The sequence below is a fragment of the Ruegeria sp. HKCCSP351 genome, from assembly GCF_017872535.1.
Lineage (GTDB): Bacteria > Pseudomonadota > Alphaproteobacteria > Rhodobacterales > Rhodobacteraceae > Ruegeria.
The window spans coordinates 265,416-291,276 of the sequence record NZ_JAEDOV010000002.1; the positions used below are offsets into that span (position 1 = coordinate 265,416).

At 57.7% G+C, this 25,861-nt stretch carries 25 protein-coding genes; 13 read left to right on the forward strand and 12 right to left on the reverse strand.

The window, feature by feature from the left end; translation table 11 throughout:
• A complete protein-coding gene (locus tag I9182_RS05430; protein WP_209503262.1) occupies window positions 1-519 on the reverse strand; it encodes a PaaI family thioesterase in 519 nt (172 codons plus the stop codon).
• 1 nt (window position 520) lies between these two features.
• Window positions 521-940, reverse strand: coding sequence for a PaaI family thioesterase (locus I9182_RS05435; protein WP_209503260.1), 420 nt, complete (start codon window positions 938-940; stop codon window positions 521-523).
• Between the two features lie 115 nt (window positions 941-1,055).
• Here I9182_RS05435 and I9182_RS05440 point away from each other — a divergent pair, with 115 nt between their 5' ends.
• The 8 genes from I9182_RS05440 (at window position 1,056) to I9182_RS05475 (ending at window position 9,011) form a co-directional block, all read left to right on the forward strand.
• Window positions 1,056-1,424: a MerR family DNA-binding transcriptional regulator gene (locus I9182_RS05440; protein WP_209503258.1), complete on the forward strand. Its 369-nt coding sequence runs from the start codon at window positions 1,056-1,058 to the stop codon at window positions 1,422-1,424.
• Window positions 1,425-1,694: 270 nt separating this feature from the next.
• Window positions 1,695-2,096, forward strand: a complete 402-nt coding sequence (locus I9182_RS05445; RefSeq protein WP_209503256.1) for a MerR family DNA-binding transcriptional regulator — start codon at window positions 1,695-1,697, stop codon at window positions 2,094-2,096.
• 42 nt (window positions 2,097-2,138) lie between these two features.
• A complete protein-coding gene (locus tag I9182_RS05450; protein ID WP_209597062.1) occupies window positions 2,139-3,920 on the forward strand; it encodes an acyl-CoA dehydrogenase C-terminal domain-containing protein in 1,782 nt (593 codons plus the stop codon).
• Between the two features lie 55 nt (window positions 3,921-3,975).
• A complete protein-coding gene (locus tag I9182_RS05455) occupies window positions 3,976-4,188 on the forward strand; it encodes a hypothetical protein (protein ID WP_209597064.1) in 213 nt (70 codons plus the stop codon).
• Between the two features lie 279 nt (window positions 4,189-4,467).
• Window positions 4,468-5,106 carry a glutathione S-transferase family protein gene (locus I9182_RS05460; RefSeq protein ID WP_209597066.1) on the forward strand — a complete coding sequence of 213 codons (639 nt, stop codon included), beginning with the start codon at window positions 4,468-4,470 and terminating at the stop codon, window positions 5,104-5,106.
• Between the two features lie 11 nt (window positions 5,107-5,117).
• Complete coding sequence (locus I9182_RS05465; protein ID WP_209503248.1) at window positions 5,118-6,329, forward strand: acetyl-CoA C-acetyltransferase; 1,212 nt, start codon at window positions 5,118-5,120, stop codon at window positions 6,327-6,329.
• The gene (locus tag I9182_RS05470) at window positions 6,329-6,817 is read left to right on the forward strand and encodes a cupin domain-containing protein (RefSeq protein WP_209597068.1); all 489 of its coding nucleotides are present in this window, start codon (window positions 6,329-6,331) and stop codon (window positions 6,815-6,817) included. The genes I9182_RS05465 and I9182_RS05470 overlap by 1 nt, the downstream gene beginning before the upstream one ends.
• Window positions 6,810-9,011 (forward strand): 3-hydroxyacyl-CoA dehydrogenase NAD-binding domain-containing protein, encoded by a 2,202-nt coding sequence (locus tag I9182_RS05475; protein ID WP_209597070.1) that lies wholly within the window; start codon window positions 6,810-6,812, stop codon window positions 9,009-9,011. Before I9182_RS05470 ends, I9182_RS05475 begins: the two co-directional genes overlap by 8 nt.
• A gap of 56 nt (window positions 9,012-9,067) precedes the next feature.
• On the opposite strand, the gene I9182_RS05480 is transcribed toward I9182_RS05475, so the two are convergent.
• The gene (locus I9182_RS05480) at window positions 9,068-9,841 is read right to left on the reverse strand and encodes a Hint domain-containing protein (RefSeq protein ID WP_348540381.1); all 774 of its coding nucleotides are present in this window, start codon (window positions 9,839-9,841) and stop codon (window positions 9,068-9,070) included.
• A gap of 269 nt (window positions 9,842-10,110) precedes the next feature.
• On the reverse strand, window positions 10,111-11,046 hold the full coding sequence (locus I9182_RS05485; RefSeq protein ID WP_209597071.1) for a DMT family transporter: 936 nt from the start codon (window positions 11,044-11,046) through the stop codon (window positions 10,111-10,113).
• A gap of 148 nt (window positions 11,047-11,194) precedes the next feature.
• On the opposite strand from I9182_RS05485, the gene I9182_RS05490 reads away from it, so the two are divergent.
• A complete protein-coding gene (locus I9182_RS05490) occupies window positions 11,195-12,208 on the forward strand; it encodes a hypothetical protein (protein ID WP_209503240.1) in 1,014 nt (337 codons plus the stop codon).
• 6 nt (window positions 12,209-12,214) lie between these two features.
• Here I9182_RS05490 and upp read toward each other — a convergent pair whose 3' ends face one another.
• The 7 genes from upp to I9182_RS05525 all read right to left on the reverse strand — a co-directional run bounded on the left by upp (window position 12,215) and on the right by I9182_RS05525 (window position 18,111).
• A complete protein-coding gene (gene upp, locus I9182_RS05495; protein ID WP_209503238.1) occupies window positions 12,215-12,847 on the reverse strand; it encodes a uracil phosphoribosyltransferase in 633 nt (210 codons plus the stop codon).
• Window positions 12,844-13,830 (reverse strand): adenosine deaminase, encoded by a 987-nt coding sequence (locus I9182_RS05500; RefSeq protein WP_209503236.1) that lies wholly within the window; start codon window positions 13,828-13,830, stop codon window positions 12,844-12,846. The genes upp and I9182_RS05500 overlap by 4 nt, the downstream gene beginning before the upstream one ends.
• Window positions 13,827-15,038, reverse strand: coding sequence for a phosphopentomutase (locus tag I9182_RS05505; RefSeq protein WP_209597074.1), 1,212 nt, complete (start codon window positions 15,036-15,038; stop codon window positions 13,827-13,829). The genes I9182_RS05500 and I9182_RS05505 overlap by 4 nt, the downstream gene beginning before the upstream one ends.
• On the reverse strand, window positions 15,035-16,342 hold the full coding sequence (locus tag I9182_RS05510) for a thymidine phosphorylase (protein WP_209597076.1): 1,308 nt from the start codon (window positions 16,340-16,342) through the stop codon (window positions 15,035-15,037). The genes I9182_RS05505 and I9182_RS05510 overlap by 4 nt, the downstream gene beginning before the upstream one ends.
• 4 nt (window positions 16,343-16,346) lie before the next feature.
• Entirely contained in the window at window positions 16,347-16,739 is a 393-nt protein-coding gene (locus I9182_RS05515; protein ID WP_209597078.1) for a cytidine deaminase, read from the reverse strand.
• A gap of 91 nt (window positions 16,740-16,830) precedes the next feature.
• Window positions 16,831-17,934, reverse strand: a complete 1,104-nt coding sequence (locus I9182_RS05520; RefSeq protein WP_245222504.1) for a cupin domain-containing protein — start codon at window positions 17,932-17,934, stop codon at window positions 16,831-16,833.
• A 36-nt stretch (window positions 17,935-17,970) separates the two neighbouring features.
• Window positions 17,971-18,111, reverse strand: a complete 141-nt coding sequence (locus tag I9182_RS05525) for a hypothetical protein (protein WP_209597079.1) — start codon at window positions 18,109-18,111, stop codon at window positions 17,971-17,973.
• A gap of 250 nt (window positions 18,112-18,361) precedes the next feature.
• Here I9182_RS05525 and I9182_RS05530 point away from each other — a divergent pair, with 250 nt between their 5' ends.
• The 4 genes from I9182_RS05530 to I9182_RS05545 all read left to right on the forward strand — a co-directional run bounded on the left by I9182_RS05530 (window position 18,362) and on the right by I9182_RS05545 (window position 24,715).
• The gene (locus tag I9182_RS05530) at window positions 18,362-20,635 is read left to right on the forward strand and encodes an NADP-dependent malic enzyme (RefSeq protein ID WP_209597083.1); all 2,274 of its coding nucleotides are present in this window, start codon (window positions 18,362-18,364) and stop codon (window positions 20,633-20,635) included.
• 44 nt (window positions 20,636-20,679) lie between these two features.
• Complete coding sequence (locus tag I9182_RS05535) at window positions 20,680-21,069, forward strand: GFA family protein (RefSeq protein ID WP_209503223.1); 390 nt, start codon at window positions 20,680-20,682, stop codon at window positions 21,067-21,069.
• A gap of 231 nt (window positions 21,070-21,300) precedes the next feature.
• Window positions 21,301-23,190: a propionate-CoA ligase PrpE gene (prpE, locus tag I9182_RS05540; protein ID WP_209597085.1), complete on the forward strand. Its 1,890-nt coding sequence runs from the start codon at window positions 21,301-21,303 to the stop codon at window positions 23,188-23,190.
• Window positions 23,191-23,278: 88 nt separating this feature from the next.
• Window positions 23,279-24,715 (forward strand): amidase family protein, encoded by a 1,437-nt coding sequence (locus I9182_RS05545; RefSeq protein ID WP_209597087.1) that lies wholly within the window; start codon window positions 23,279-23,281, stop codon window positions 24,713-24,715.
• Between the two features lie 239 nt (window positions 24,716-24,954).
• On the opposite strand, the gene I9182_RS05550 is transcribed toward I9182_RS05545, so the two are convergent.
• On the reverse strand, window positions 24,955-25,761 hold the full coding sequence (locus I9182_RS05550) for an NAD kinase (RefSeq protein ID WP_209503217.1): 807 nt from the start codon (window positions 25,759-25,761) through the stop codon (window positions 24,955-24,957).
• Between the last annotated feature and the right edge of the window lie 100 nt (window positions 25,762-25,861).

Sequence of the window (25,861 nt, forward strand, 5' to 3'; positions counted from 1 at the left end):
TCAGCTCTTGTCTCTGGGAGGTTGCGGCATCAGGAAATGTCCGGAAGCCTGCGCAAACAGTTTCGCATGATTGTCCTGCCAGGCTTCAACCCGCACCGATGCGTAACGCCGCCCGGACCGGCTGATAAATGCCCGCGCATAGGCGTCTCGCGGCAAGCCCGAGCGCAGATAGTCGACGGTAAAGTCAATCGTCTTCGGAAACCGGATGCTTTCGTCTGACACGATGGCGTCTGCATCTATCTCTCCGCTCTCGATACTTGGAAACATGTGTTCCCAGCTCAGCGTGATAACGGCTGTCACTTCCAAAAAGGCAGCCGTCACACCGCCATGAATTGCAGGCAGAAACGGGTTGCCGATCAGCTTGTCATCAAAATTCAACACGCCGGTCAGTTCATCCCCGCGCCTGTCAAAACTGATGTTCAGAAAACGGATATACGGTACGCCATCGACAAGCGCACGCAGGGCAGCATCGCGGCGCTGCTTGACCACCTGCATCGGTTCGGGACGAGGTCGCGGCATGTTACTTCCCTTCAACCGTAAAAGAGCCCGAGGCAGTCGCCACAGGCAGGTCCGTGTCGTTGTCCATTGCAGTGGCCCGCACGAAGGCAACGTTGCGCGTGATATGATGGCAAACGGCATGCGCAGTAATCGTCTGACCTGGCGTCGCCGCGCGCATATAATCTATCCGCAGATCGATTGTTGCGGTTCCTCCGGGCGCCGACGGGTGGCTCATCACCGCAGCACCACAACAGGTGTCCAGAATCGTGGAAATCGCACCGCCATGAATCACCCCTGTGCGCGGATCCCCGATCAGGTCTTTGTTGTAGGGCAATGTTATCTCAGCCTCACCTTCGCCGATCTGCGTGAGCGTAAGGTTCAATGCCCGCGCATGGGGGATCGCCTCGATAAACTGGCGGGCTAAAACTGTTTTATCAACCATGGGTATGCGTCCTGTTCTCTGCACTGCCTTTATGAGCCGGTGCTCCAGTAAAGAGCAAGCCTGCCTGTTGCGCTTGGGATCGGGACCGCCTAGGTTGCTGACGAGGAGACCGGGAATGTCCAACAACCGTTTGTCATTCAAAGAAATGTGCGCCGAGTTCGACGTGACGCCGCGCACCTTGCGCTATTACGAATATATCGAGCTTTTGCAACCGGACCGCGAAGGGCGTTCGCGCTTTTATGGGGCCCGGGAATGCGCGCGAATGAAGCTGATCATGCGCGGTCGTAAATTCGGCTTCCCCTTGGAAGAGATTCGCCAGTGGCTTTTGATCTATGAAGATCAGGGCAACGAGGCGCAAATGGCCACCTTCGTGGAAATGGCAGACCGCCAGATGAGTGAACTTCAGCAGCAGCGCCAGCAATTGGACGAGGCCATGAACGAACTCAAGCGCCTGCGCGACCAAACCGCCAAATCTCTGGAATAACCTTTTCCGATTTTACAAAATCAAACATTGCAGGTGGCAGAACCTGTCAAAACCGGTGCGCATCCCCTTCCGCGCTCCCGATTATTCATGCCGAAAATCAGTTGACGTAGCGGTAACAAAATTACGTCGAACACCGCTTACGTGCACGGATGTTACGTCAACTTAAAAGTGACGCAGCGTCTGGATTACGTAAACGTCACTCACATGTTGTAAAGCACCCACCAACTGCGCAACTCATGTCTCATGACGCCAGTGACGAGAGTATGACGAATGACCGAAGATGTGATGACCATCCGCGAGATGTGCGAGACCTATGATGTCACACCACGCACCTTGCGGTTCTATGAGGCAAAGGAACTGCTGTTCCCGATCCGCGAAGGCCAAAAACGTCTGTTCACCAAACGTGACCGGGCGCGGCTGAAGCTGATCCTGCGCGGCAAAAGATTTGGGTTCAGCCTCGAGGAAATTCGACAGCTGCTGGATCTCTACCACGTGGGCGATCAACAGGTCACCCAGATGAATCGCACTTATGAAATCGCGTGCGAGCGTCTGGCTGACATGGAATCGCGCCGCGAAGAGCTGACGCAGGCCATCGACGATCTGAAAGAGCAGTTGCGCTGGGGCGAGAAAGTCATCGCCTCGATGAAACAGGAAAAGAAGGCGGCCGAGTAACCTCGCCCTGCCTTCCGGACATATGAATTAAGGGAGCTTCACATGCCCGTTTACAACGCGCCAACCAAAGACATGCAGTTCATTCTGCACGATGTTCTGAAAGTCTCACAGTCGGACATCCCCGGCTATGACGAACTGGAAGCCGAATTCACCGGCGCAGTTCTGGAAGAAGCAGGCAAGGTTGCCGCCAACGTCCTGCATCCTTTGAACGTTGTTGGCGACACCGAAGGGTGCCGGTTGGAAAACGGTATTGTGTACACCCCTACCGGGTTCAAAGACGCCTTCGAGCAGATGAAGGAAGGTGGCTGGACTGGCCTCGACATGCCGGAAGAGTATGGTGGCCAGAACATGCCCTACGTGATCGGCACAGCCGTAGGTGAGATGTTCTCGGGCTCCAACCAGGCTTTCACCATGTACCAGGGCCTGACCCATGGCGCAGCCTCGGCCATTCTGGCGCACGGAACAGACGAGCAGAAGAACAAATACCTGCCCAACATGGTCAGCTGTGAATGGACCGGCACCATGAACCTGACCGAACCGCATTGTGGGACCGATCTGGGCCTGATGCGCACCAAGGCAGAACCGCAGGGTGATGGCAGCTATAAGATATCAGGCCAGAAGATCTTTATCTCGGCTGGCGACCACGACATGGCAAACAACATTATCCATCTGGTGCTGGCCAAGATCCCAGGTGGCCCCGAGGGCATCAAAGGCGTGTCGCTGTTCATTGTGCCCAAGTTCATTGTGAACGAAGACGGTAGTCCGGGCGAACGCAACGGCGTATCGGTCGGAAAGATCGAAGAGAAAATGGGCATCCACGGCAACTCGACCTGCGTCATGAACTATGACGAAGCCACCGGCTGGCTGCTGGGCGAAGAGCACAAGGGCATGCGCGCCATGTTCACCATGATGAACGAAGCGCGTCTGGGTGTGGGTATGCAGGGCCTGTCGCAAGCCGAAGCGGCCTATCAGAATGCTCTGGAATACGCCAAGGATCGTTTGCAGGGTCGCGATGTGACCGGCGTTAAGAACCCGGATGGTCCGGCCGATCCTCTGATCGTGCATCCAGATATCCGTCGCAACCTGATGGATCAGAAAAGCTTTACCGAAGGCGCGCGCGCGTTCATCCTATGGGGCGCGACCATGATCGACAAGGCGCACCGCGCGGGAGACAAGGATGCGGACGGGCTCATCTCGCTGCTGACTCCGGTCATCAAAGGCTTCCTGACCGACGAAGGATACGACATGACCGTTCAGGCGCAGCAGGTTTATGGCGGCCATGGCTACATCGAAGAATGGGGCATGTCGCAATATACCCGCGACGCCCGCATCGCGATGATCTACGAAGGCGCAAATGGCGTTCAGGCGCTTGACCTTGTGGGTCGCAAGCTGGCGCAGGATGGCGGCAAGCACGTCATGGCGTTCTTCGAGATGGTCAAAACCTTCTGCAAGGATAACGCGGGCAAGAACGAAGCATACGACAAAGCGTTCATTGAACCGCTGAAAGCTGCGTCCAAGGATCTTCAGGCCGCAGGCATGTATTTCATGCAGGAAGGCATGAAGAACCCGAATAACGCACTGTCCGGTTCTTATGACTTCATGCACATGTTCGGCCATGTTTGCCTGGGCCTGATGTGGGCGCAAATGGCCAAGGCCGCGCAGGACGCTCTGGACAATAATGCGTCGGACAAGCAGTTCTACGAGACCAAGATCAACACCGGTCGCTTCTACATGGCGCGTCGCCTACCAGCGACAGCGATGCATCTTGCGCGCATTCAGACTGGTGCGGACACGGTAATGGCACTGGACGCGGCGAACTTCTGATTTCAGTCTGGGTCCGGGCAACCCCGCCCGGACCCAGTTTACCGAAGGAGACCAAATGCCAAAACGTTTTCGCCTGACCCGCCGTTTCCCGGTTGCGATGACTGAAGAAGGGTATCGCAAACTCAAAGCGTTCGCGCGGGATGCTGGTCTGGACGAAGGCGAGGCGCTGTCTTTCTTGTTCGAGAATTTCAACAGCTTGATTGATGAGGAGAACCTGACCCACCGCCTGCGCATCTTCAATTCCGAACTTGAGGCACGGAAAAGATGAGCTGCTACAAAGAAAACTCAACGGCGACGCTAACTTGAATGCCGGACGCCTCCGGCGGGAGTATTTGTGAAAAGATGAAGCGGCGATGCGTCCCTGCCACCGGGCGCACTCGCCATCAGGACAGGAACGACTTCACCTTTTGCGGCCATCGGCTCTCCAGCCTGTACCGCATAACTACTTAAAACGAAGATGGTTGATTTAAGGTTACCGACAGTCCTTCATCTTTTCAAAAATACTCAAATCCAGCCTAGCCACATGCGCCTTGGGAGGGGCGAGCACATGACCATCAAACTTCATTGCTTCGGAGAAAGTGGAAACAGCTACAAGGCTGCTTTGGCATTGGAAATGTCCGTTTTGGAGTGGGAACCGGTCTTTGTCGATTTCTTCAAAGGCGTAACCCGCACGCCGGAATATCGTGCTGACGTAAACGAGTTGGGTGAAGCGCCTGTTCTGGTCGATGGAGATTTTCGCACCAGCCAATCCGGTGCGATTCAAGCCTATGTCACAGAGAAATCCGGCAAGTTCGGTGGCAAGGACCGGGAAGAAAACTACGATGTTCTGCGTTGGGTCTTGTGGGACAATCACAAACTCAGCTCCGTGGCTGGTTTGACGCGGTTCCTGATCAATTTCCTACCCGAGCAGCACCGCAACCCTGACGTCATTGCATTCAACAAAGGACGTTTGAAAGCAGCTTATGAGATCCTGAACGCGCATCTGGAAGGCCGCGACTGGATCGTCGGCGACGGCGTAACCAACGCCGACCTTAGCTGCTGCGGCTATCTGTATTACCCTGAACCATTCGGTTTTGACCGTGCCGACTGGCCCCATATCGACGCCTGGCTGACCCGCTTGTCCGAACAGCCCGGTTGGAAGCCCCCCTATGACCTGATGCCCGGCAACCCGTCGGATCGAGCTTGAGGAGAAGACCCATGACCGAAGCCTATATCTATGACGCCCTGCGCACGCCGCGCGGCAAGGGCCGCAAGGATGGCAGCCTGCACGAGGTAACCTCGGTGCGCCTGTCCGCCCTGACCCTGAACGCGGTGAAAGAGCGCAACAACCTGGAAGGTCACGCCGTCGAAGACGTGATCTGGGGAAACGTCACGCAAGTGATGGAGCAAGGCGGCTGTCTGGCGCGCTCGGCCGTTCTGGCATCCGACCTCGACCAGTCGATCCCGGGTTTGGCGATCAACCGTTTCTGCGCCTCGGGCATGGAAGCCGTGAACCTGGCCGCAAACCAAGTGAAAGGCGGCGCGGGCGATGCCTATATTGCAGGCGGTGTCGAGATGATGGGTCGCGTGGCCATGGGCAGCGACGGTGCAGCAATCGCCGTTGACCCCTCGCTGGCGATGGAGACCTATTTCGTGCCTCAGGGCATCTCGGCCGACATCATCGCGACCGAGTATGGCTTTACCCGTGATGACGCGGATGCGCTGGCGGTTGAATCGCAAAGACGTGCTGCGGAAGCATGGGCCGACAACCGGTTTGAAAAATCCGTGATCACCGTCAAGGATCAAAACGGTCTGACCATTCTGGACCGCGATGAATACATGCGTCCAGGCACCGATATGCAAAGCCTCGGCGCTTTGAACCCGTCATTCGCAATGATGGGCGAACAGATGCCTGGCTTCGACAAGGTTGCAATGCTGAAATACCCCCATCTTGAGCGCGTAAACCACATCCACCATGCAGGCAACAGCTCGGGCATCGTGGACGGAGCCGCTGCTGTTCTGATCGGCAACAAGGAATTTGGCGAGAAATACGGCCTCAAGCCGCGTGCCCGCATCAAAGCAACCGCCAAGATTGGCACTGATCCGACCATCATGCTGACCGGCCCGGTACCGGTGACCGAGAAAATTTTGGCCGACAATGGCATGAAGATCAGCGATCTGGACCTGTTTGAAGTGAACGAAGCCTTCGCCTCGGTCGTGCTGCGTTTCCAGCAGGCATTTGATGTCGATCCTGCACTGGTCAACGTCAACGGCGGCTCGATCGCGATGGGTCACCCGCTGGGTGCCACGGGTGCGATGATCATTGGTACGCTGCTGGATGAGCTTGAGCGTCAGGACAAGGAAACCGGTCTGGCCACGCTTTGCATTGCATCCGGCATGGGTGCGGCAACCATTATCGAGCGCGTCTGATGCCAAAGCTGGATCTTTCTCAGATTCCGTTTCAGGGCGGCTCGGCCTATCCCGGCAAGCTGGCCGAAGCGACCGCAGGTCGCTTCGCGCAGCGCGTGGGCGATGCGGGCGGGCTGACCCAATACGGCGTCAACATCGTGCGGCTGGAACCGCAGGGCCTGTCCTCGCTGCGGCATTACCATATGAAACAGGACGAGTTTGCCATCATCCTCAGCGGCTCGTGCACGCTGGTCGATGATGATGGCGAGCACGAGATGCAGCCCGGCGATTGCGCCGCCTGGCCCGCAGGTGAGGCCAACGGCCATCACCTTGTGAACAAGACCGATGCGCCCATGACCTTTCTGGTGGTGGGCACACGGACCCCGACCGAGACCGGCTATTACAGCGACGTGGACATGATGGTGAAGGTTGATGAGAACGGATTCTCCTTCACCCGCAAGGATGGCAGCCCGCTGACGGCTGACCAGATTGGAGATGACAATGACTGATTTCACTCTGAGCAAAGACGCCGATGGCGTCGCCACAATCACCTGGGACGTGGCCGGGAAGACCATGAACGTGATGTCCTTTGACGGGCTGGCAGAATTGAGCGATTGCATCGATCAGGCGTTGGCCGACGATGAGGTGAAAGGCATCATTGTTACTTCGGGCAAAGAAGGGTCATTTGCAGGCGGCATGGACCTGAACCTGCTGGCGGTGATGAAAGAACAGGCGGGCGACAATCCGGCCAAGGGTCTGTTCGAGGGTACGATGAAAATGCACGCCCTGCTGCGCAAGATCGAACTGGCGGGTATGGACCCCAAGACCAAGAAAGGCGGCAAGCCGATTGCTACCGTTCTGCCCGGGACCGCTGCGGGCATCGGTATGGAACTGCCCCTGTCCACCCATCGTATCTTTGCGGCCGAGAACCCAAAGGCGAAGTACGGCCTGCCCGAGATCATGGTCGGCATCTTCCCCGGCGCGGGCGGCACCACGCGGATGGTCCGCAAAGTCGGCGCCATTGCGGCGGCTCCGCTGCTGCTGGAAGGTAAGATGCTGGACGTCAAGAAAGCCAAAGGCGCAGGCTATGTTGACGAGATCGCAGCCGATCCAATGGCGGCAGCCAAGGAATGGGTGCTGAACGCCAAGGACGCCGATCTGGTCAAACCATGGGACGCAAAGGGTTATAAGATGCCCGGTGGCGCCCCCTATCATCCTGCGGGCTTCATGAACTTCGTTGGCGCGTCGGCGATGGTGAATGGCAAGACCCAAGGGGCCTTCCCGGCCGCCAAGGCTCTGCTGAGCGCGGTTTACGAAGGCGCTTTGGTCGATTTCGACACCGCGCTGAAAATCGAAGCGCGCTGGTTCACGTCCGTGCTGATGAACCCGTCGTCAGGTGCGATGATCCGGTCGCTGTTCCTGAACAAGGAAGCACTGGAAAAAGGAGCCGTGCGCCCAACCGGTGTCCCGGACCAGTCAGTCAAGAAGATCGGCGTTCTGGGCGCGGGCATGATGGGGGCTGGTATCGCTCTGGTATCGGCGCAGGCCGGTATGGAAGTTGTTCTGATCGACCGCGACCAGGAGGCTGCGGACAAAGGCAAAGCCTATACCGAGACCTATCTGGACAAAGGCATGAAGCGCGGCAAGGTCACGGCTGAGAAAAAAGAGGCCATGCTGGGTCGCATCACCGCGACGCCGGATCTGGACAACCTGAAAGGGTGCGACCTGATCATCGAAGCGGTCTTTGAAGACATGGGCGTCAAGGCTGAGATGACCAAGAAGGTCGAGGCGATTATCCCCGAAGATTGCATCTTTGCATCGAACACATCGACCCTGCCGATCAGCGATCTGGCCAAAGCTTCGGTCCGGGCTGACCAGTTCATCGGCATCCACTTCTTCTCACCGGTCGAAAAGATGTTCCTGGTCGAGATTATCAAGGGCAAGGAAACCGGGGATCGTGCAGTGGCCAAGGCGCTGGACTATGTGCGTCAGATCCGCAAGACACCGATCGTGGTCAACGATGCGCGTTTCTTCTACGCAAACCGCTGCATCATTCCATATATCAACGAAGGCGCGCGCATGGTCACTGAGGGCGTCAGCCCCGTTTTGATCGACAACGCCGCGCGGCAGTTGGGCTTCCCGGTCGGTCCGATCCAGCTGACCGACGAAACCTCGATTGATCTGGGTGCAAAGATCGCCCGCGCGACAAAGGCGGCGATGGGCGATGCCTATCCGGAAAGCCCCTCGGACGATCTGATCTTCTGGATGGAGGAACAGGGCCGTCTGGGCCGTAAGGCGAATGCCGGTTTCTTCGACTATGACGAGAAGGGCAAGCGCGTCGAATACTGGAAGGGCCTGCAAGACAAGTATCCGCTTGCCGATGACCAGCCTGACCTGATCGAAGTGCAGGAACGTCTGATGTTTGCTCAGGTTCTGGAGGCCGTCCGCGCGCTGGAAGAGGGTGTTCTGGAGGACATCCGCGAGGGCGATGTCGGCGCAATTCTGGGCTGGGGCTTTGCCCCGTGGTCGGGTGGTCCGTTCAGCTGGCTGGACATCATCGGCACGCCCTACGCGGCCGAACGTTGCGATCAATTGGCCGAGAATTACGGTGAACGCTTTGCCTGCCCGACGCTGCTGCGCGAGATGGCAGAAAAAGGTCAGAACTTCTACGGTCGCTTCAACCCTGAAGCAAAAGCCGCTTAATCCAATGACGCGGGCGCATGTCACCATGCGCCCGCATCGTTCTTGTCAGTGTTTGGTTAGATCTGCCATTCGGGCCGCAGGAACAGAACCGGCGCGCTTGGGCGTCCCGGTCGACCCGGTCGCCTGACCCCAAACGGCGGGCGGATCGGAAATTTCGGTTCCTGGGGAATGGGTGCAGGCAGCGCACCCAATGGGTTGGCAAGAGCCGACATATCGCCCTTGCTCATAAGTGAGTGGATCAGGTCTGAGGCCACCTCTTCGGCCGCGACATCGTACCGTGTTCCGGTGGTTGCACCGCGCATGTTGAAGCGACCGGACGGGCAATAGGCCTGCAATCCGCCCTCGACAAAAATCACCTGATCATCATCAAAGAACAAAGAAAACACTTCAAAAGACGACCCCGGTGCCTGTGACGTCAGGTGACCGGCGCCGTTCAGCAAACGCGCTGGCACCACCGAAGGTCCATCGGCCTTGGCGTTGATCCGGGACAGGTTTAGCGCCATGCCCTGTTCGGGCATCAACCAGACAGGTCGCCCGTTATACGCGGCGCGGGCAGGCACGAGGACCGGCAGGAACTCGACCCGGCGTTCATCGGCTGGAATGACCACAACGCTTATCGAGATGCGCCGTACTTCTTTGAACCCGTGATCGAGGGTTCTAACCAGATCACCCACCGTGATCCGTTCGACCGGCTTCCACCCGGCAGTCGTGGCGATCTTGGTGCCGTGCAAAAACCCGCCACGGCGCGCATTTACCGCCTGTTTATTGTTGGTTCGATCAACTTCTGGCAGCTGATCCAGATAAACAGAAATACTTGTTACTTCGGACACGTGCCCTACCCCCTTTTGGCACAAAACGGTTATGCCAATGAGCTAACACCAAAAATTCGGCCCGTCACATTTCAGACATATTTGCGCCCAATTTTGACCAATTCCGCGTAGTTACCGCGAGTTTTCATGAACACTCTATAAGCCTCACTGGGCATTTTTTCCATTTCTGAAACGAAGGCGATTTTGTCGATCCTCCGAATCCTCGCGTTTCACAGAGGTTCAGAAGCATCAAGACGATCTGGCTTAGACGTGCATACGACCCAATCGCGTCAGGCTACTTTTTGCTGTTCAGATGATCGGCTGGCACGCCACCCCAGCAACAGACCCGCTGCCGCAATCATAAGGATGCCCGAAATCTGAAAGACGCCAATGGTTTGCCCAAAGGCCACAAATGCGAAGAGCGGGCCGAAGATCATGACAGAATACTCGAACACCGCCACATAAGATGGCTCGCCTACCTGATACGCCTTGATCAGCATGAAAACCGCGATTGTTGAACCGATAGCCTGAGTAACCAGCCACGGTATGGCAGGCCCCATGTTCCAAACCCATCCACGCGAGACAAAGCCATCAGCACCCTCTGCCGTGACGAGCGGTGAGATTGTCAGAAACGCAACCCCCATCGCACCTGCCACACCCAGAGTAATGACCATAACGGCCAGCATGGCCACAGTGCTTTCCTGAGAACAATGCGTACGCGTGAGGATCGAACTGAGGGCATAGAAAAACCCTGCCGCCACAGGCACCAGCGTGCGCAGGTCAAAATCGCTGGGGTTTGGCTGAAGTACCAAAAGGATGCCAGTAAATCCAATCAGTACGGCCAGTATGCGCCACGGCCCTATTGGTTGCCTGAGCACCAGAGCGGAGATCAACAGCACAAAAATCGGTGAGGTGAACAACCCTGCCAGCGCCTGTGCAATTGGCATCATGGCAAGAGATGCAAAATAGAAAAGCATCGCCATGGTAATCAGCACGCTGCGCAAGATGACAGGCCCCAGCCGCACGGGCCTCAACCCGCCAAGCCCCAGAAACGACAGGCCAACAATCAGCGGCAGCATCAACAATGCACGGGTCAGATGAAACTGCCACAGCCCGACGGTTTCGGCCAAAAGGATCACAACATTGTCGATGACGCCGATAATTGCCATGGCACTTACCATCAGGGCCGAAGCCAGAACAGCAGAAGATGCGGAATGCGCCTGCATGAAGTCGTGTCCTGATTGCGATGGTGGGCCGACTGTTTCGATCCATTCGGCTATCCAGCACAATTCACAACGACTGCGCAACAGGTTTGCGCCCTGCGATTTCACCATGCTAAGCTGCAACAAAACAAATTCGAGCAGACCTACCCAGATGACGGCCCTGAAACAGTACCAGCGGATCGAAGCCACCGGTCTGTGGCGCCCCTCGCCCGATGAACAGCGGCGCGAGGTTGTTGTGTCTATCGGCGAAGCCACCCTAACCATTTCTGATTTCAATGACAGGGCGCTAACACATTGGTCGCTGGCGGCACTTGAACGCCAGAACCCCGGTTCTTTTCCGGCCATATTCAACCCGGACGGTGACCCGGATGAAACGCTTGAGCTGGCGGAATCCGAAACCACGATGCTTGAAGCGATCGATCGATTGCAGCGCGCTATAGATCGGTCCCGCCCCCACCCGGGGCGTTTGCGCTGGCTGAGTGTCGGAGGCGTCGTGGCCGCTGTGCTGGCCCTGTTGCTGTTCTGGCTGCCCGGTGCGCTGCAAAACCATGTTGTCTCGGTCGTGCCCCAGGTCAAGCGGCAGGAGATCGGCGATATGATCCTGCACCGGATCGAGCGTGTTTCGGGCCAGGCCTGTACGTCGCGGGATGCACGGGATTCATTGGAACAGCTGGCCCGGCGCACTGGCGTACGGCAGATCATCATTCTGCCAGCAGGCGTTCAAGACAGCCTCAGCTTGCCTGGCGGCACTGTCCTGCTCAGCCGTGCTTTGGTCGAGGATTACGAAGACCCTGCTGTCGCAGCGGGTTATGTGATTGCAGAACGGGCGCGGGCCGCGCATAAGGATCCGCTTGATGACCTGCTGGACAGAACCGGCGCGACCTCTGCCTTCAGGCTGCTGACAACCGGCGGACTGACGCCCGAGATTATCGACACATATACCGAGCAGGTCCTGTCACAGCCCCGTCCGGCCATTTCTGACGACGACGTGCTGGCGATGTTCTCGCAAAGCGCGCTTCCCTCAACGCCCTACGCCTATGCCCGTGATGTGACCGGCGAAACGGTTCTTGGCCTGATCGAAGCGGATCCGATGGCGGGAAGGGCGCTGGAACAGGTGCTGCCGGACCGCGACTGGGTCCGGCTACAGAATATTTGCGGCGAATAAACCGGGTTACTTGGTTCCGAACATCCGGTCGCCGGCATCCCCCAGACCGGGCATGATGTAACCTTTCGCGTTCAACTCGCGGTCCAGCGCTGCCGTGACGATACGCACGTCAGGGTGTGCTTCTTTCATCCGCGCCACACCTTCGGGTGCCGCCAATAGGCACAGAAAGCGAATATCCGTCGCCCCGGCCTGTTTCAACAGGTCAATGGCCGCGGCCGAGCTGTTACCAGTCGCCAGCATCGGATCCACCGCAATGACCAAACGGTCCTTCAGGCTTTCGGGGGCCTTGAAATAATACTGAACAGGTTTCAGCGTTTCTTCGTCGCGATACAGGCCCACAAAACCGACGCGTGCTGAAGGCACAAGTTCCAGCACCCCGTCCAACATCCCGTTTCCGGCGCGCAGGATTGACACCAGCGCCATTTTTTTACCTGCCAGTATGGGGGCGTCCATTTCTTCCATCGGCGTTTCGATATTGCGCGTGGTCAGGGGAATGTCGCGCGTGACCTCGTAGGCCAGAAGCAATGTGATCTCGCGCAGCAATTGCCGGAACCCGGCGGTCGAGGTGCCCTTGTCCCGCATGAGCGTCAGCTTGTGTTGCACCAGCGGGTGATCGACGACGGTCAGGTGTTCGCTCATGTGTTCTCCAATCTTTTCTTGACCCGCGCGCGGGTGTCATCATCACAGAAAGCCGCGTTCAGGGCCGTCTCATTCAATGCCGCAAAATCCCCGGCCTCCCAGCCGAAAGCCGCGTTCAACATCTCATATTCCCGCCGCATGGTAGTGTGAAAAAACGGAGGATCGTCGGTGGAAATCGTAACCTTTACGCCCGCATCGCGCAGTTTCGCGATGGGGTGGGCAGCAAAATCCGGGAAAAGGCCCAGAACCACATTCGAACCCGGACACACTTCAAGCGTGATATCCCGGTCAACCAGTTCACGAACAAGATCAAGGTCTTCGATGGCGCGGACACCGTGCCCGATACGCTCAACCCCCAGATCGCGCACAGCGTCGCGCACACTGTCGGGACCGCCAAACTCACCCGCATGCGTGGTCAGGCGAAGCCCGGCTTCGCGAGCACAATCGAAAGACCATTTGAAGTCACCCTGCGTGCCAATGGATTCGTTGCCGCCCATGCCAAAACCGGTGATCCAGTTTCCGGCGGTCTCGGCCGCACAATGGGCACTCCGCCTGGCTTGTTCGGGGCCAAAATGGCGGACACAGGTAACGACACCGCGCAAGGTGATATCGAATTTACGCTCGGCTTCGTCTGCCGCATCCTGAATGGCATTCAGATAATCCCGCCACGCATGCAGGTCGCCACCGCCGCAAAAATCAGGGCTGAGAAAGGTCTCGGAATAAACCACGCCATTTTCAGCGCTTTCCTCAAGAATGGCCAATGTCAACCGCCGGAAGTCTTCGGGCGTTTTCAGAACTTCGCAGGCGGCTTCGTACACGCTCAGAAAATGCGCGAAATCACGAAAATCATAAGATCCGTCCGGTTTGAAGATACCGCTCAGGTCAACGCGTTTTTCATGCGCAAGCTGACGGATGAAGGCCGGAGGTGCCGCGCCTTCGTGGTGAAGATGCAGTTCGATTTTAGGCAGGTCTGCGACGCTCACAAAAAATTCCTTCCCGGCCCTTGCGCCGGAATGTTCAGATGATGGGCAATGCTGGCCGCAATATCGGCAAAATCCACTTGCCCGATCTGTCCCGCACCCTGCCCCGCAATCAGAACCGGTACCTGTTCACGTGTGTGATCCGTTCCAGTCCAGCTTGGGTCATTGCCATGATCAGCTGTTAACAGCAACAGATCGCCTGGGTGCAGCTTCTTCAGGATATCCCCGATCTCGCGGTCGAACCATTCCAACGCGCGCGCATATCCGCTGATGTCGCGGCGATGCCCATAAAGGCTGTCGAATTCGACAAAGTTGGCGAAGGTCAGACTACACTCTTCCGCCTCGTCCATAAGATCAGACAGGTGCTGCATCAGCTGGGCATCCGACCCTTTGCGCAGCGTGTCGATCCCCTGCATCGAGAAGATGTCGCCGATCTTGCCCACTGCATGAACCCGTCGCCCTGCATCCTGCACCCAATTGGTCAGCACCGGTGCCGGGGGCAGAATGGCGAAATCCTTGCGATTGGTCGTCCGTTCGAACCCCGTCTCAGGCGTTCCGACAAAGGGGCGCGCGATGACACGCCCCACTTTCATCTTGTGCAATCGCGGAGCAAGCGCGCGGCACATATCCAGCATCCGTTCCAGCCCAAAGCTTTCCTCATGCGCCGCGATCTGAAACACGCTGTCAGCGGATGTATAGCAGATCGGCCAGCCGGTGCGCATATGCTCAGCGCCCAGCTCGGCAATGATCGCTGTCCCCGACGCGTGGCAGTCACCAAGAATCCCTTCGGTCCCGGCAGCTTCGGCTGCCGCGCGGCTCAATTCCGCTGGAAAAGCCGGAACCGTGTTTGGAAAGTAATGCCAATCCCAGGGCACTGGCAGGCCCGCCAATTCCCAGTGGCCCGAGGGCGTGTCCTTACCCGGCGAATGCTCACGCGCGTAGCCCCATAGTCCAGCAGGTTCGGCATCGAGGCCCGGAGTGGTCTCTCCAGACGCCAGCCGCACAGCCGCACCCAAACCCAGCGCGTCCAGGTTGGGCAGGTGCAACGGGCCGGTGCGCCCCTCTTCTGCACGGCCCTCCGCACAGGCTTGGGCGATATGGGCCAGCGTGTTTGCCCCGGTATCCGGGACATCACCGTTGAAAAACTGATCTGCGTCGGGTGCCCCACCTATTCCAACGGAATCCATAACCACAAGGAATGCACGGCTCATACGCTGATCCTTTGGTGGATCAGATCGGGCAGCTTTGGAACTGTATCGCTGATCGTCATCGCGCTCAGCACAGTGTCCGCTGCGCGCCGTGCGGCGTCTTCCCGCGCAGCGTGGACCACGGCAATGGGTGAACCTTTGGACACACGATCCCCCAGCCTGAGGATGTTGGATATTCCTACTGCCGGATCGATCTCATCGCTTTCGACCTGACGGCCGCCACCCAGCGCGACAACGGCAAGGCCCAGCGCCTCCCCGTCGATGGCAGAGATGTAACCGTCTTCGGAGGCAGGAACCTCCTGAATAACGCTCGCCTCAGGTAGGAAACGGGTCCAGGTATCGACGAATTTCACAGGACCACCAACCGCTGCCATCATAAGGCCAAACCGTTCGGCGGCGCGACCGTCACGGATGATCCTGGCGATCTGCTCACGCCCCTCGTCGACCGAATTGCACATGCCAGCATCAGCCAGCAGGACGCCGCCCAACTCGGCAGAAATGTCCACCAGTGGCGAAGCGTCAGGACCGGTCAGAACCTTCATCACTTCCGCGACCTCCAGTGCATTGCCCAGCGCCGGGGCCAAAGGCTGGTTCATGTCCGTGATCACCGCCGAAGTCCGGCACCCGGCCGCGTTCGCTGTCTCGGTCAATGCTGTGGCCAGCTTACGGGCATCCTCGATTGTTTTCATAAAGGCACCGCTGCCGACCTTGACGTCAAGAACCAAGGCATCCGGGCTGGCCGCCAGCTTTTTGGACAGGATCGACGCTGTGATCAAATCCAGACTTTCGACTGTTGCCGTTACATCCCGCACTGCATAAAGCCGCTTGTCCGCCGGTGCAATCTGGCCGGTCGCGCCAACGATGGCCGCGCCCGTTTCGCGCAATATCTGCGCAAGTCGGTCCTGACTGATCTGAGTGCTGACCCCCGGAATCGCCTCGAGCTTGTCCAATGTTCCACCCGTGTGACCCAGACCCCGACCCGAGATCATCGGCACATACGCACCGCATTCCGCCAGCGCCGGAGCCAGCACAAGACTGACACAGTCCCCGACCCCACCGGTCGAGTGCTTGTCGATCACCGGCCCATCCACATCCCAACTGAGAACATCGCCGCTATCGCGCATCGCAAGCGTCAAGTCCGCACGCCCCTGAGGACCCAGCCCGCCCATACAGACGGCCATGGCAAACGCCCCGGCCTGCGCATCGCTGACGCTGCCGTCTGCCAACCCTTGCGCGAACCAGATCAGCTCGTCGCTGCCTGGAACTTCGTGCCTGCGCAGTTTGGCTATGATTGAACGGGCGTCCATGCGTTCAGACATCCTCCATGTGCGACGCGTCAAACGCACCCGGCAGCAAATCTCCGATGGTTGTCTCAAACTCCGCACCATCGACGGTCGCCAGAGTGACCTTTACATCGCGCTTGCCAAACTCGGCCAGCTTCTGACGGCACCCACCGCAAGGCGGCACAGGCTGAGGGCTGGAGGCAACCACGTAGACTTCGGCCAGTTCCTGCTCGCCCGCGGCCACCATCGCGGCAATTGCACCTGCTTCCGCGCAGGTGCCCTCGGGATAGGCCACATTCTCGACGTTGCACCCGGAAAAGACATGACCCGAAGAAGACCGAAGCGCTGCGCCAACTTTGAAGTTCGAATATGGCGCGTAGGCGTTTTCCCGGACAGACAAGGCAGCGTCTTTCAGCGACATGGCGAATCCTCATTTTTGATCATCTGGTCAGAAATTTGCACGCTAACGTATTAAGGCGGGGAATTTGAAGCCCCCGACCCATGTTTTTCGCTTAACCCAGCGTTGTGTTGAAGGTACCGGGTAAGGTGACTTCCAACAATTCGATATTGTCTGTTGGGTCGGACAGCCGTGTGCGCATCCCAGGTGGGATGACGAAAGCATCCCCTTGCTCCAGCCGGTAGGGCTCACGCCCCTCTCCTTCCAGGGTGACCTCGCCGCCCATCACAAAGGTAAAGTGAATGTCGGTGTCATGGCTGGCCCATTCCGGATCCCCCGACCCTTTGCGCACAACCTGCACCCCAGCAACGCCCTTGGTGTTCTCGGCAATCGTGGTGTCGCGGCAGATGTACCCCGGCAGACGGAAGGGCACCCACTCGGCGTTCTTGGCCTGATTGTAGACGAAACGCTGACCCTGCCATTCGCGGTCCGGGCGGATGTGCGGAGTGGGAAGTGTCATGTCATGGTCGATCTCTGTGACATGCTCAGCCGGCACTCCGATCTCGATGACCTGAACATTATCAGAAGCTTCGAGAACACGGTGCCGGATCTCCGGTGGTTGAATAAAGCAGTCCCCCGCTGTCAGACGCATTTTCTCGCCCTGATCCTCATAGACCACATCCACCCATCCATGGATGCAAAAGATCAGCTGAAACCCGACCTTGTGAAAATGCACCATGTCCGGAACCGGCCCACCATCGGGAATGCGGATATGGCTGGCGATAATCGACCCACCCAACCGATCCGGCACCAGATCGCGATAGTGCATCCCGGCCCGACCAATGATCCAGGGGGCCTGATCCTTGAGCCTGCGCACGACAAAGGAATGCACGGTCTCTGGCATCACCAGTGGCGGATTTCGTTCTTCAACTTCGATCCGGGTGCCATTCGGGGCCACCAGAACGCGTTCACCACCGGCGAAATCTGACGGATTATCCGTCAGGATACGCAATGTTCCTGGGCTTTCCGGTGCGTCTTTTTCAATGCGCAACCGCACACCATGCCCCGAAAACACCGCGACGCGCGGATCGTCAGCGGGATAAATCATGTCCATCTTCATCCCCAGTTTTTTTGTGTAGAAAGGGATGTCGTCGCGAATTTCCCGTGTGGGCAGGCGAATCTCAGCGTGCGTTCGCGCCAGATCGGATGTCTCGGTCATCATTATTCTCTTCGAATTGCAACTTTGGCCATCCGATCAGAACAGACGCCAAAGGCCAACCGAAAAGAACATCCCCGGCATTTCTTCAACGGAAAAGATTCGCAGTTCAATGATCACGGGTAACACTCCGCCGATCAGCGCGGTGAATTCGACCAATACCTGGGTGACAACAACCATCCAGCACCGCTGCAACCAACATCCAACCTACTGATCCCTCATTCGTTACCAGTAGGGCCATCAGTTCTGAATGTCACGACGGCCTTGCCAGAGTGATCTTGGTCGTCGCAATGTGAAAAGGTGAAAATGAACTCAGACAATATCAATCCGGTTTCACGGTTGCGACATCACGGCAGAGTTACGTAGCGTAGCCAAGTCCAAATAAATAGTTTAAGGCTAAATCAAATTCTCAATGGGAGCTGAATCGCCGATGTCTGACACCCCCAGCCTGCGACAAGCTGCGCTCGAATATCATGAATTCCCCAAACCCGGAAAGCTTGAGATCAAGGCCACCAAGCCGATGGCCAACGGTCGCGATCTGGCCCGCGCCTATTCGCCCGGCGTGGCCGAGGCCAGCCTTGAAATCAAGGCCGATGCAGCCAATGCCGAGCGGTATACAGCGCGCGGCAACCTTGTTGCTGTGGTGTCAAACGGCACCGCCGTGCTTGGCCTGGGGAATATCGGGGCACTCGCGTCGAAGCCGGTTATGGAAGGCAAGGCCGTTCTGTTCAAGAAGTTTGCGGGCATCGACTGTTTCGATATCGAGGTCGATCAGCCCGATCCCGAAAAGCTGGCGGATATCGTCTGTGCCCTTGAACCGACATTTGGCGCCATTAACCTGGAAGACATCAAGGCCCCCGATTGCTTCATCGTCGAGAAACTCTGCCGTGAACGCATGAACATTCCGGTTTTCCATGATGACCAGCACGGAACCGCCATTGTGGTCGGGGCTGCGGCCAAGAATGCGCTACATGTGGCGGGTAAGTCCTTTGCGGATATCAAGGTCGTGTCGACCGGTGGCGGGGCTGCCGGGATTGCGTGCCTGACCATGCTGGTCAAGCTGGGCGTGAAGCGTGAAAACATATGGCTGTGCGACATTCACGGGCTTGTCTACGAAGGGCGGGCCGAGGACATGAACCCGCACAAGTCACAGTTCGAGCAGAAGTCGGACTTGCGGACGCTGGACGATGTGATCGGTGGGGCCGACCTGTTTTTGGGTCTCAGCGGCCCAAATGTTCTGAAGCCTGATATGGTCCGGAAAATGGCCAGCCGCCCGATCATCTTCGCCCTGGCCAACCCGACGCCGGAAATTCTGCCAGAGGACGCGCGCGCAGTTGCACCAGACGCAATCATCGCCACGGGTCGCAGCGACTTTCCTAATCAGGTCAACAACGTATTGTGCTTTCCGTTTATCTTCAGGGGTGCATTGGACGTCGGCGCGACCGAGATCAACGACGCGATGCAGATTGCCTGCGTGGATGGCATCGCTGAAATGGCGCGCGCGACCACAAGCGCCGAGGCCGCGGCTGCCTATAAGGGCGAGCAACTGACCTTTGGCCCAGAATACCTGATTCCAAAACCATTTGACCCGCGTCTTGTGGGCGTGGTGTCATCGGCGGTCGCCAAGGCCGCCATGGAAAGCGGTGTTGCAAAACGCCCTATTGAGGACCTTGAATCCTATAAGGAAAAGCTCAACCAGACTGTCTTCAAATCTGCCCTTCTGATGCGTCCTGTGTTCGAGGCTGCGGCCGTCGCGTCCCGTCGCATCGTTTTTGCCGAGGGTGAAGATGAAAGGGTTTTGAGAGCCGCGCAGGCCATTCTTGAAGAGACGACGGAAACGCCAATTCTGATTGGGCGACCCGATGTGATCGAAACCCGATGTGAAAAGCTGGGGCTGACCATTCGTCCGGGCAAGGACTGTCAAATCGTTAACCCGGAGAATGACCCGCGCTATTACGATTACTGGACTTCCTACCACCAGATCATGCAGCGCCGCGGTGTGACACCGGATCTGGCCAAGGCGATCATGCGCACAAATACAACCGCCATCGGCGCGATCATGGTGTATCGGGGCGAGGCCGACAGCATGATCTGCGGCACGTTCGGCGAATATCGCTGGCATCTGAACTATGTTGAGCAGGTGCTTGACGAGGGCAACCTGCGCCCGCACGGCGCGTTGTCGCTGATGATTTTGGAAGACGGCCCCCTGTTCATCGCCGACACGCATGTCCGGCAATTGCCGTCGCCGGAAGAACTGGCAGAAACCACCATTGGTGCTGCGCGACATGTTCGCCGGTTCGGGATCGAGCCCAAGATCGCCTTTTGTTCGCAGTCGCAATTCGGCAATCAGGCTGAAGGATCAGGCAAACGGCTACGGGCGGCGCTGGAAATCCTTGATCGGCAGCCGCGCGATTTTGTCTACGAAGGCGAAATGAATCTGGATGCGGCGTTGGATGCAGAACTGCGGGCGCGTATCTTCCCGGCGTCGCGGTTGGAAGGAGCGGCCAACGTTCTGATATTCGCCCACGCAGATGCGGCCAGTGGCGTACGCAATATTCTGAAGATGAAGGCGGACGGAATTGAAGTTGGCCCGATCCTGATGGGCATGGGCAACAAGGCCCATATTGTTACTCCATCCATCACCGCGCGCGGTCTGCTTAACATGGCGGCGATTGCAGGAACACCCGTGGCGCATTACGGTTAACCGGGGGCGGCCTTGCTGGTGCCCCTGCCAACAGGGGGGAGCGCATGAAAGGACATTGCCACTGCAACGCCGTGCATTGGGAAAGCGATGCCCAAGCAGCGTGGAGCTGTTATTGCCACTGTTCAGATTGCAGGCGAAACTGCGCCGCGCCGGTCACGGCTTTTTTCGGGCTGCCGCATGAAGCAGTCAGATGGTTGGGTCAGGCACCAAAGATCTATCGTTCATCCGAAGGGGTCGAGCGTCTGTTTTGTGGCAATTGCGGAACCCAGATGGCCTATCGCACAGCGCGCGACAAGGTGAACATACATCTTTACACTGCAACGCTGGCCAACCCGGGAACCCTGCCGCCACAGTTTCACGTGTTCCACGCCGACCACCTGCCCTGGCTGAACCTTGAGGACAAGCTGCCACGATACGCCAAAACGGCTGGTTGAGATGATTCCCGAAGGGGCGTAGGATTTGCATGCAAAAGTTTGCAATTTTGCAAAACTTCCCACTGCGGCGACGAAAACTCTGCTAGGCCTGTGATTTTGCAAAAATTTGCAAGACATATTTCGCTGATCTGCAAATTTTTTGCGATAAACTGACGCGTCGTCATGCGTCGCGCTTGCCCGGATGTTTTCTGCGACCTAACACAATGTCCAAGCCGTTGTGAGGAGGACGAGATGGCGTATCAGGACGTTTATGACAGCTGGAAGACTGACCCCGAAGCGTTCTGGATGAACGCTGCAAATGGGATCGATTGGGTCAAGGCCCCCAGCAAGGCACTGTTCGACGACAATGCGCCCTTGTACGAATGGTTCAGCGATGCGCGGGTCAATACCTGTTGGAATGCCGTAGACCGTCATGTGGAAAACGGGCGCGGTGAACAAACCGCCATCATCTATGACAGCCCCATCACCCACACCAAGCGCGAGATATCCTATGTCGAGCTTCGCAACCGCGTGGCCACTCTGGCCGGCGCGCTGCGGGCAAAGGGTGTCGAGAAAGGTGACCGTGTCATCATCTACATGCCGATGATCCCCGAAGCGCTTGAGGCGATGCTGGCCTGTGCCCGCCTGGGCGCCGTGCATTCGGTCGTGTTCGGCGGGTTTGCCAGCAACGAGCTGGCTGTGCGCATCGACGATGCCAAACCCAAAGCAATCATCGCCGCGTCCTGCGGGATGGAACCTGGCCGCGTGGTACACTATAAGCCCCTGCTTGACGGTGCGATCGAACTGGCAAACCACAAGCCTGATTTTTGTGTGATCTTCCAGCGGGAACAAGAAGTTGCTCAGTTGATCGAAGGGCGCGACTTCAACTGGCATGGCTTCCAATACGGTGTCGAACCGGCTGAATGCGTACCGGTCGACGGCAATGACCCGGCTTATATCCTGTACACCTCTGGCACTACGGGTGCACCCAAAGGGGTCGTGCGCCCCACTGCCGGACACCTTGTGGCACTGAACTGGACGATGAAGAATATCTATAACGTCGATCCGGGTGACGTGTTCTGGGCAGCGTCCGATGTGGGCTGGGTCGTGGGGCACTCCTATATCTGCTACGCACCCCTGATCCACGGAAACACCACAATTGTGTTCGAGGGCAAGCCAGTCGGCACCCCGGACGCGGGCACCTTCTGGCGCGTGATCTCGGAACATAAGGTCAAGAGCTTCTTCACCGCACCTACGGCCATCCGCGCCGTCAAACGAGAAGACCCCAAAGGTGAATTGATCGCCAAATACGAACTGTCTCATCTACGGGCCCTCTATCTGGCAGGTGAACGCGCCGACCCTGACACAATTATCTGGGCACAAAATGCGCTGAAGGTTCCGGTGATCGACCATTGGTGGCAAACCGAAACCGGCTGGGCCATAGCCGGAAACCCGCTGGGTATCGAAGAGCTTCCGGTCAAGCTGGGCTCGCCCGCAAAACCGATGCCGGGTTATGACGTGCAAATTCTGGATGAAGGCGGTCACCCGATGAAGGCCGGTGAACTGGGTGCCATCGCGGTTAAATTGCCCCTGCCCCCAGGCACCTTGCCAACACTGTGGAATGCCGAGGCACGGTTCAAGAAGTCTTATCTTGAACACTTCCCCGGATATTACGAAACCGGCGATGCCGGGATGATTGACGAAGACGGGTACCTCTACATCATGGCGCGCACCGATGACGTCATCAACGTTGCCGGCCATCGCTTGTCGACGGGTGGGATGGAAGAAGTGCTGGCCGCCCACCCCGATGTGGCTGAATGCGCGGTGATCGGAGTTTCGGACCAGCTGAAGGGGCAGATGCCGGTTGGCTTCCTGTGCCTGAATGCTGGTGCCACACGGGAACATGGCGATGTGGTTCAGGAAGTCGTCAAAATGGTTCGGGAAAAGATCGGGCCGGTGGCCGCCTTCAAACTGGCCGTTGTTGTCGACCGGTTACCCAAGACCCGTTCCGGTAAAATCCTGCGCGGCACGATGGTCTCGATTGCAGACGGTCAGGACTATAAAATGCCTGCAACAATTGACGACCCGGCCATCCTCGATGAAATCAAGGAAGCATTGCAGACAATTGGTTACGCCAAGTAACCATCGGGCGGCACAGGCCGCCCATACCATGTCCGCCCTTGCAACCTGAATCTGGGCCCCTACTGTCGCTGTAAGACAGTGAGGGCCCATGACACATACCGATATCTGGCGTCTCAGCGCCACAGAGCTGACCACCCTGACCCGACGCGGCGATCTGAGCGCGACCGAGGCGGTACAGGCCTCGATTGATCGCATGGACGCGGTGAACCCCGCGCTGAACGCGGTCGTCGAAGATTTGCGCACCGAAGCCCTGGAGCGCGCGCAGTCGCTTGATGCTGCACGTGGGCGTGGTCAGCCGACCGGCCCGCTGCATGGTGTACCGGTAACAATCAAGGTGAATGTCGATCAGAAAGGTCACGCTACCACCAACGGTGTCATTGCGCTGAAGGATGTGATTGCACCGGATGACGCGCCAGTGGTCAGCAATTTGCAAAAAGCGGGGGCCATTGTGATCGGGCGAACGAATACGCCCGAGTTTTCCTTCAGGGCCGACACCGACAACCCCCTGCATGGGCGCACATTCAACCCGTGGGGACGGCACATTTCACCCGGAGGATCATCCGGTGGCGCTGCTGCCGCCGTGATGGCAGGTGTCGGTGCGCTGGCCCATGGCAACGATATTGGCGGCAGCCTGCGCTTTCCGGCAGCCGCCATCGGTGCCGTGACGGTCAAACCGGGTTTGGGGCGCGTTCCCGCGTGGAACCCAAGTCAGAAGGCCGAACGCGGATTGCTGGCGCAATCAATGTCGGTTCAGGGCCTGATCACCCGCTCGGCTGCGGATCTGCACCTGTCCATGCCCAGCCTGATCGCCACCGATGCGCGGGATCCGTTCCACGTACCAATACCCTGGCGCGGCGAGCGTTTTGACCAGCCAATCAAAGTGGCATTCACCAAGAATACTTTCGGCTATGCGCTGCACCCCGAGGTTGAAAAAGCCCTCGACACTGCGCGCGATGCGCTGGTCGATGCAGGGTACGACGTTGAAGAGGTCGATCCACCCGATGTCTTTGAATGTGGCCGGATCGGGTATCGGACCTTGATGGGCGAAGTGCTGACCCTGATGAAGTCTGACATTGAAGCCGCTGGGTCCAGAACCATCCGCGACATCTTTGACGTCTACTTTCAGGAATTCCCACCCATCGTTGAAACAGAATTGGTTCGTATGCTGGCCAAGCGCAGCCATTATGCACGCGAATGGTCCCTGTTTATGCAGGACTACCCGCTGGTTTTGTCCCCTTTCCTGCCACAGCCATTTTTCAAACCTGACCGGGACACCGAAGGCGCGGAAGGCGTGCATGATGTTTTGGGATGCGCTGTCTATTCCTATGCGATGAACTTTCTGGGACTGCCCGCAGCTTGTGTTCCGTCGCGGCTGGCCACCCTTCCCAAAGGGCCTCAACCTATCAACGTACAGATCGCGGCACAGCGCTGGCGCGAGGATCTGGCCGTGGATGCCGCCGCCGCGATAGAAGCCCGCATCGGACAGATGTGTTTCCCGCTTTGGGATCACATGCAGCAAAAATAGACCCCGGGTCATTGTGCCCGGGGTCCAGCTGCTAAAATAAGCCCGGATTTCTGATGACGAGCGTAGCACCACCCACCCTCGCCAGCGCAAAATCTGCGCAACCATTCGAAAACACCGTTCAGGTGGCCACTCACTCCCACCTTGGCGTGTTCTCCGGGCAAGTTCACATTAGCCAATCGTTAAGGGAATTCCTGTGAACTGCTTCACATAGACTTGAGAAAATTCGGGGATGGCCAATTTTACGTGAATTGTTCTGATATTAGACGTTCTTCCAACCCATGGCCGGGGTCGAAAAGGATACGGTGCGCAATGGTTGGTTCCGACCTGATCTCGACCCAGTCGATATCCGGGAAAGAAACGGAATCAGCAGCCACAATGACCGGTCGCTTGTCTGCTTCGACCACATCGAACCTGACTTTCGCCATTTTCGGCAACAAGGCACCACGCCACCGCCGTGGGCGAAACGCCGCGATGGGTGTCAGAGCAAGAACGTCAGCGCCAATCGGAACAATCGGCCCATGCGCGGAATAGTTATAGGCGGTCGATCCCGCGGGCGTGGCAAGTAGTGCCCCGTCACAGACCAGTTCTGCCATGCGTACCCGGCCGTCTACGCTGATCTTGAGCCTTGCTGCCTGAGGGCCGGCGCGCAGCAATGACACTTCATTGATCGCCAACGCTTGGTGCAGTTTTCCTGATTGGTCCATCGCCTGCATGGCCAACGGGTTGATAACCTCTTCCTCGGCATCCTCCAGCCGCGCCATCAGATCGTCTTCGTGATACTCATTCATCAGAAAGCCGATCGTGCCGCGATTCATCCCGTAAACCGGAGTATCGAGATGCTGCACATTGTACAAAGTGTGCAACATGAAGCCGTCGCCGCCCAATGCAACCACAACATCTGCGTCCCGAGGTGCCACATTTCCATATTTGGCCACCAGGATGTCACGCGCTGTTTGCGCCACTTTGACCTCGCTGGCGAGAAAGGCGATTCTCTTTTTCATGTTTTGTGGTTTCCGGTGTTGCACATTTGGTTCCGAAACAAACATACCTTTCCCCAATAGGCCAGTCTTGACGCCGCAGTTGGCCAAATCGTCGCTTTAAGCCTTTTGTGCGTGTGACGTTTCCGATAGGAAATCCGCAAGATTT

Excerpts from the sequence above, each read along its gene's own strand:
- I9182_RS05440 (WP_209503258.1), top strand. The coding sequence starts at position 1,056 with ATGTCCAACAACCGTTTGTCATTCAAAGAAATGTGCGCCGAGTTCGAC.
- I9182_RS05550 (WP_209503217.1), bottom strand. The coding sequence starts at position 25,761 with ATGTTTGTTTCGGAACCAAATGTGCAACACCGGAAACCACAAAACATG.
- I9182_RS05445 (WP_209503256.1), top strand. The coding sequence starts at position 1,695 with ATGACCGAAGATGTGATGACCATCCGCGAGATGTGCGAGACCTATGAT.
- I9182_RS05465 (WP_209503248.1), top strand. The coding sequence starts at position 5,118 with ATGACCGAAGCCTATATCTATGACGCCCTGCGCACGCCGCGCGGCAAG.
- I9182_RS05510 (WP_209597076.1), bottom strand. The coding sequence starts at position 16,342 with ATGGACGCCCGTTCAATCATAGCCAAACTGCGCAGGCACGAAGTTCCA.
- I9182_RS05535 (WP_209503223.1), top strand. The coding sequence starts at position 20,680 with ATGAAAGGACATTGCCACTGCAACGCCGTGCATTGGGAAAGCGATGCC.
- I9182_RS05515 (WP_209597078.1), bottom strand. The coding sequence starts at position 16,739 with ATGTCGCTGAAAGACGCTGCCTTGTCTGTCCGGGAAAACGCCTACGCG.
- I9182_RS05430 (WP_209503262.1), bottom strand. The coding sequence starts at position 519 with ATGCCGCGACCTCGTCCCGAACCGATGCAGGTGGTCAAGCAGCGCCGC.
- I9182_RS05470 (WP_209597068.1), top strand. The coding sequence starts at position 6,329 with ATGCCAAAGCTGGATCTTTCTCAGATTCCGTTTCAGGGCGGCTCGGCC.
- I9182_RS05455 (WP_209597064.1), top strand. The coding sequence starts at position 3,976 with ATGCCAAAACGTTTTCGCCTGACCCGCCGTTTCCCGGTTGCGATGACT.
- I9182_RS05505 (WP_209597074.1), bottom strand. The coding sequence starts at position 15,038 with ATGAGCCGTGCATTCCTTGTGGTTATGGATTCCGTTGGAATAGGTGGG.
- I9182_RS05530 (WP_209597083.1), top strand. The coding sequence starts at position 18,362 with ATGTCTGACACCCCCAGCCTGCGACAAGCTGCGCTCGAATATCATGAA.
- I9182_RS05485 (WP_209597071.1), bottom strand. The coding sequence starts at position 11,046 with ATGCAGGCGCATTCCGCATCTTCTGCTGTTCTGGCTTCGGCCCTGATG.
- I9182_RS05475 (WP_209597070.1), top strand. The coding sequence starts at position 6,810 with ATGACTGATTTCACTCTGAGCAAAGACGCCGATGGCGTCGCCACAATC.
- I9182_RS05435 (WP_209503260.1), bottom strand. The coding sequence starts at position 940 with ATGGTTGATAAAACAGTTTTAGCCCGCCAGTTTATCGAGGCGATCCCC.
- upp (WP_209503238.1), bottom strand. The coding sequence starts at position 12,847 with ATGAGCGAACACCTGACCGTCGTCGATCACCCGCTGGTGCAACACAAG.
- I9182_RS05450 (WP_209597062.1), top strand. The coding sequence starts at position 2,139 with ATGCCCGTTTACAACGCGCCAACCAAAGACATGCAGTTCATTCTGCAC.
- I9182_RS05490 (WP_209503240.1), top strand. The coding sequence starts at position 11,195 with ATGACGGCCCTGAAACAGTACCAGCGGATCGAAGCCACCGGTCTGTGG.
- prpE (WP_209597085.1), top strand. The coding sequence starts at position 21,301 with ATGGCGTATCAGGACGTTTATGACAGCTGGAAGACTGACCCCGAAGCG.
- I9182_RS05460 (WP_209597066.1), top strand. The coding sequence starts at position 4,468 with ATGACCATCAAACTTCATTGCTTCGGAGAAAGTGGAAACAGCTACAAG.
- I9182_RS05520 (WP_245222504.1), bottom strand. The coding sequence starts at position 17,934 with ATGACCGAGACATCCGATCTGGCGCGAACGCACGCTGAGATTCGCCTG.
- I9182_RS05525 (WP_209597079.1), bottom strand. The coding sequence starts at position 18,111 with ATGGTTGTTGTCACCCAGGTATTGGTCGAATTCACCGCGCTGATCGGC.
- I9182_RS05545 (WP_209597087.1), top strand. The coding sequence starts at position 23,279 with ATGACACATACCGATATCTGGCGTCTCAGCGCCACAGAGCTGACCACC.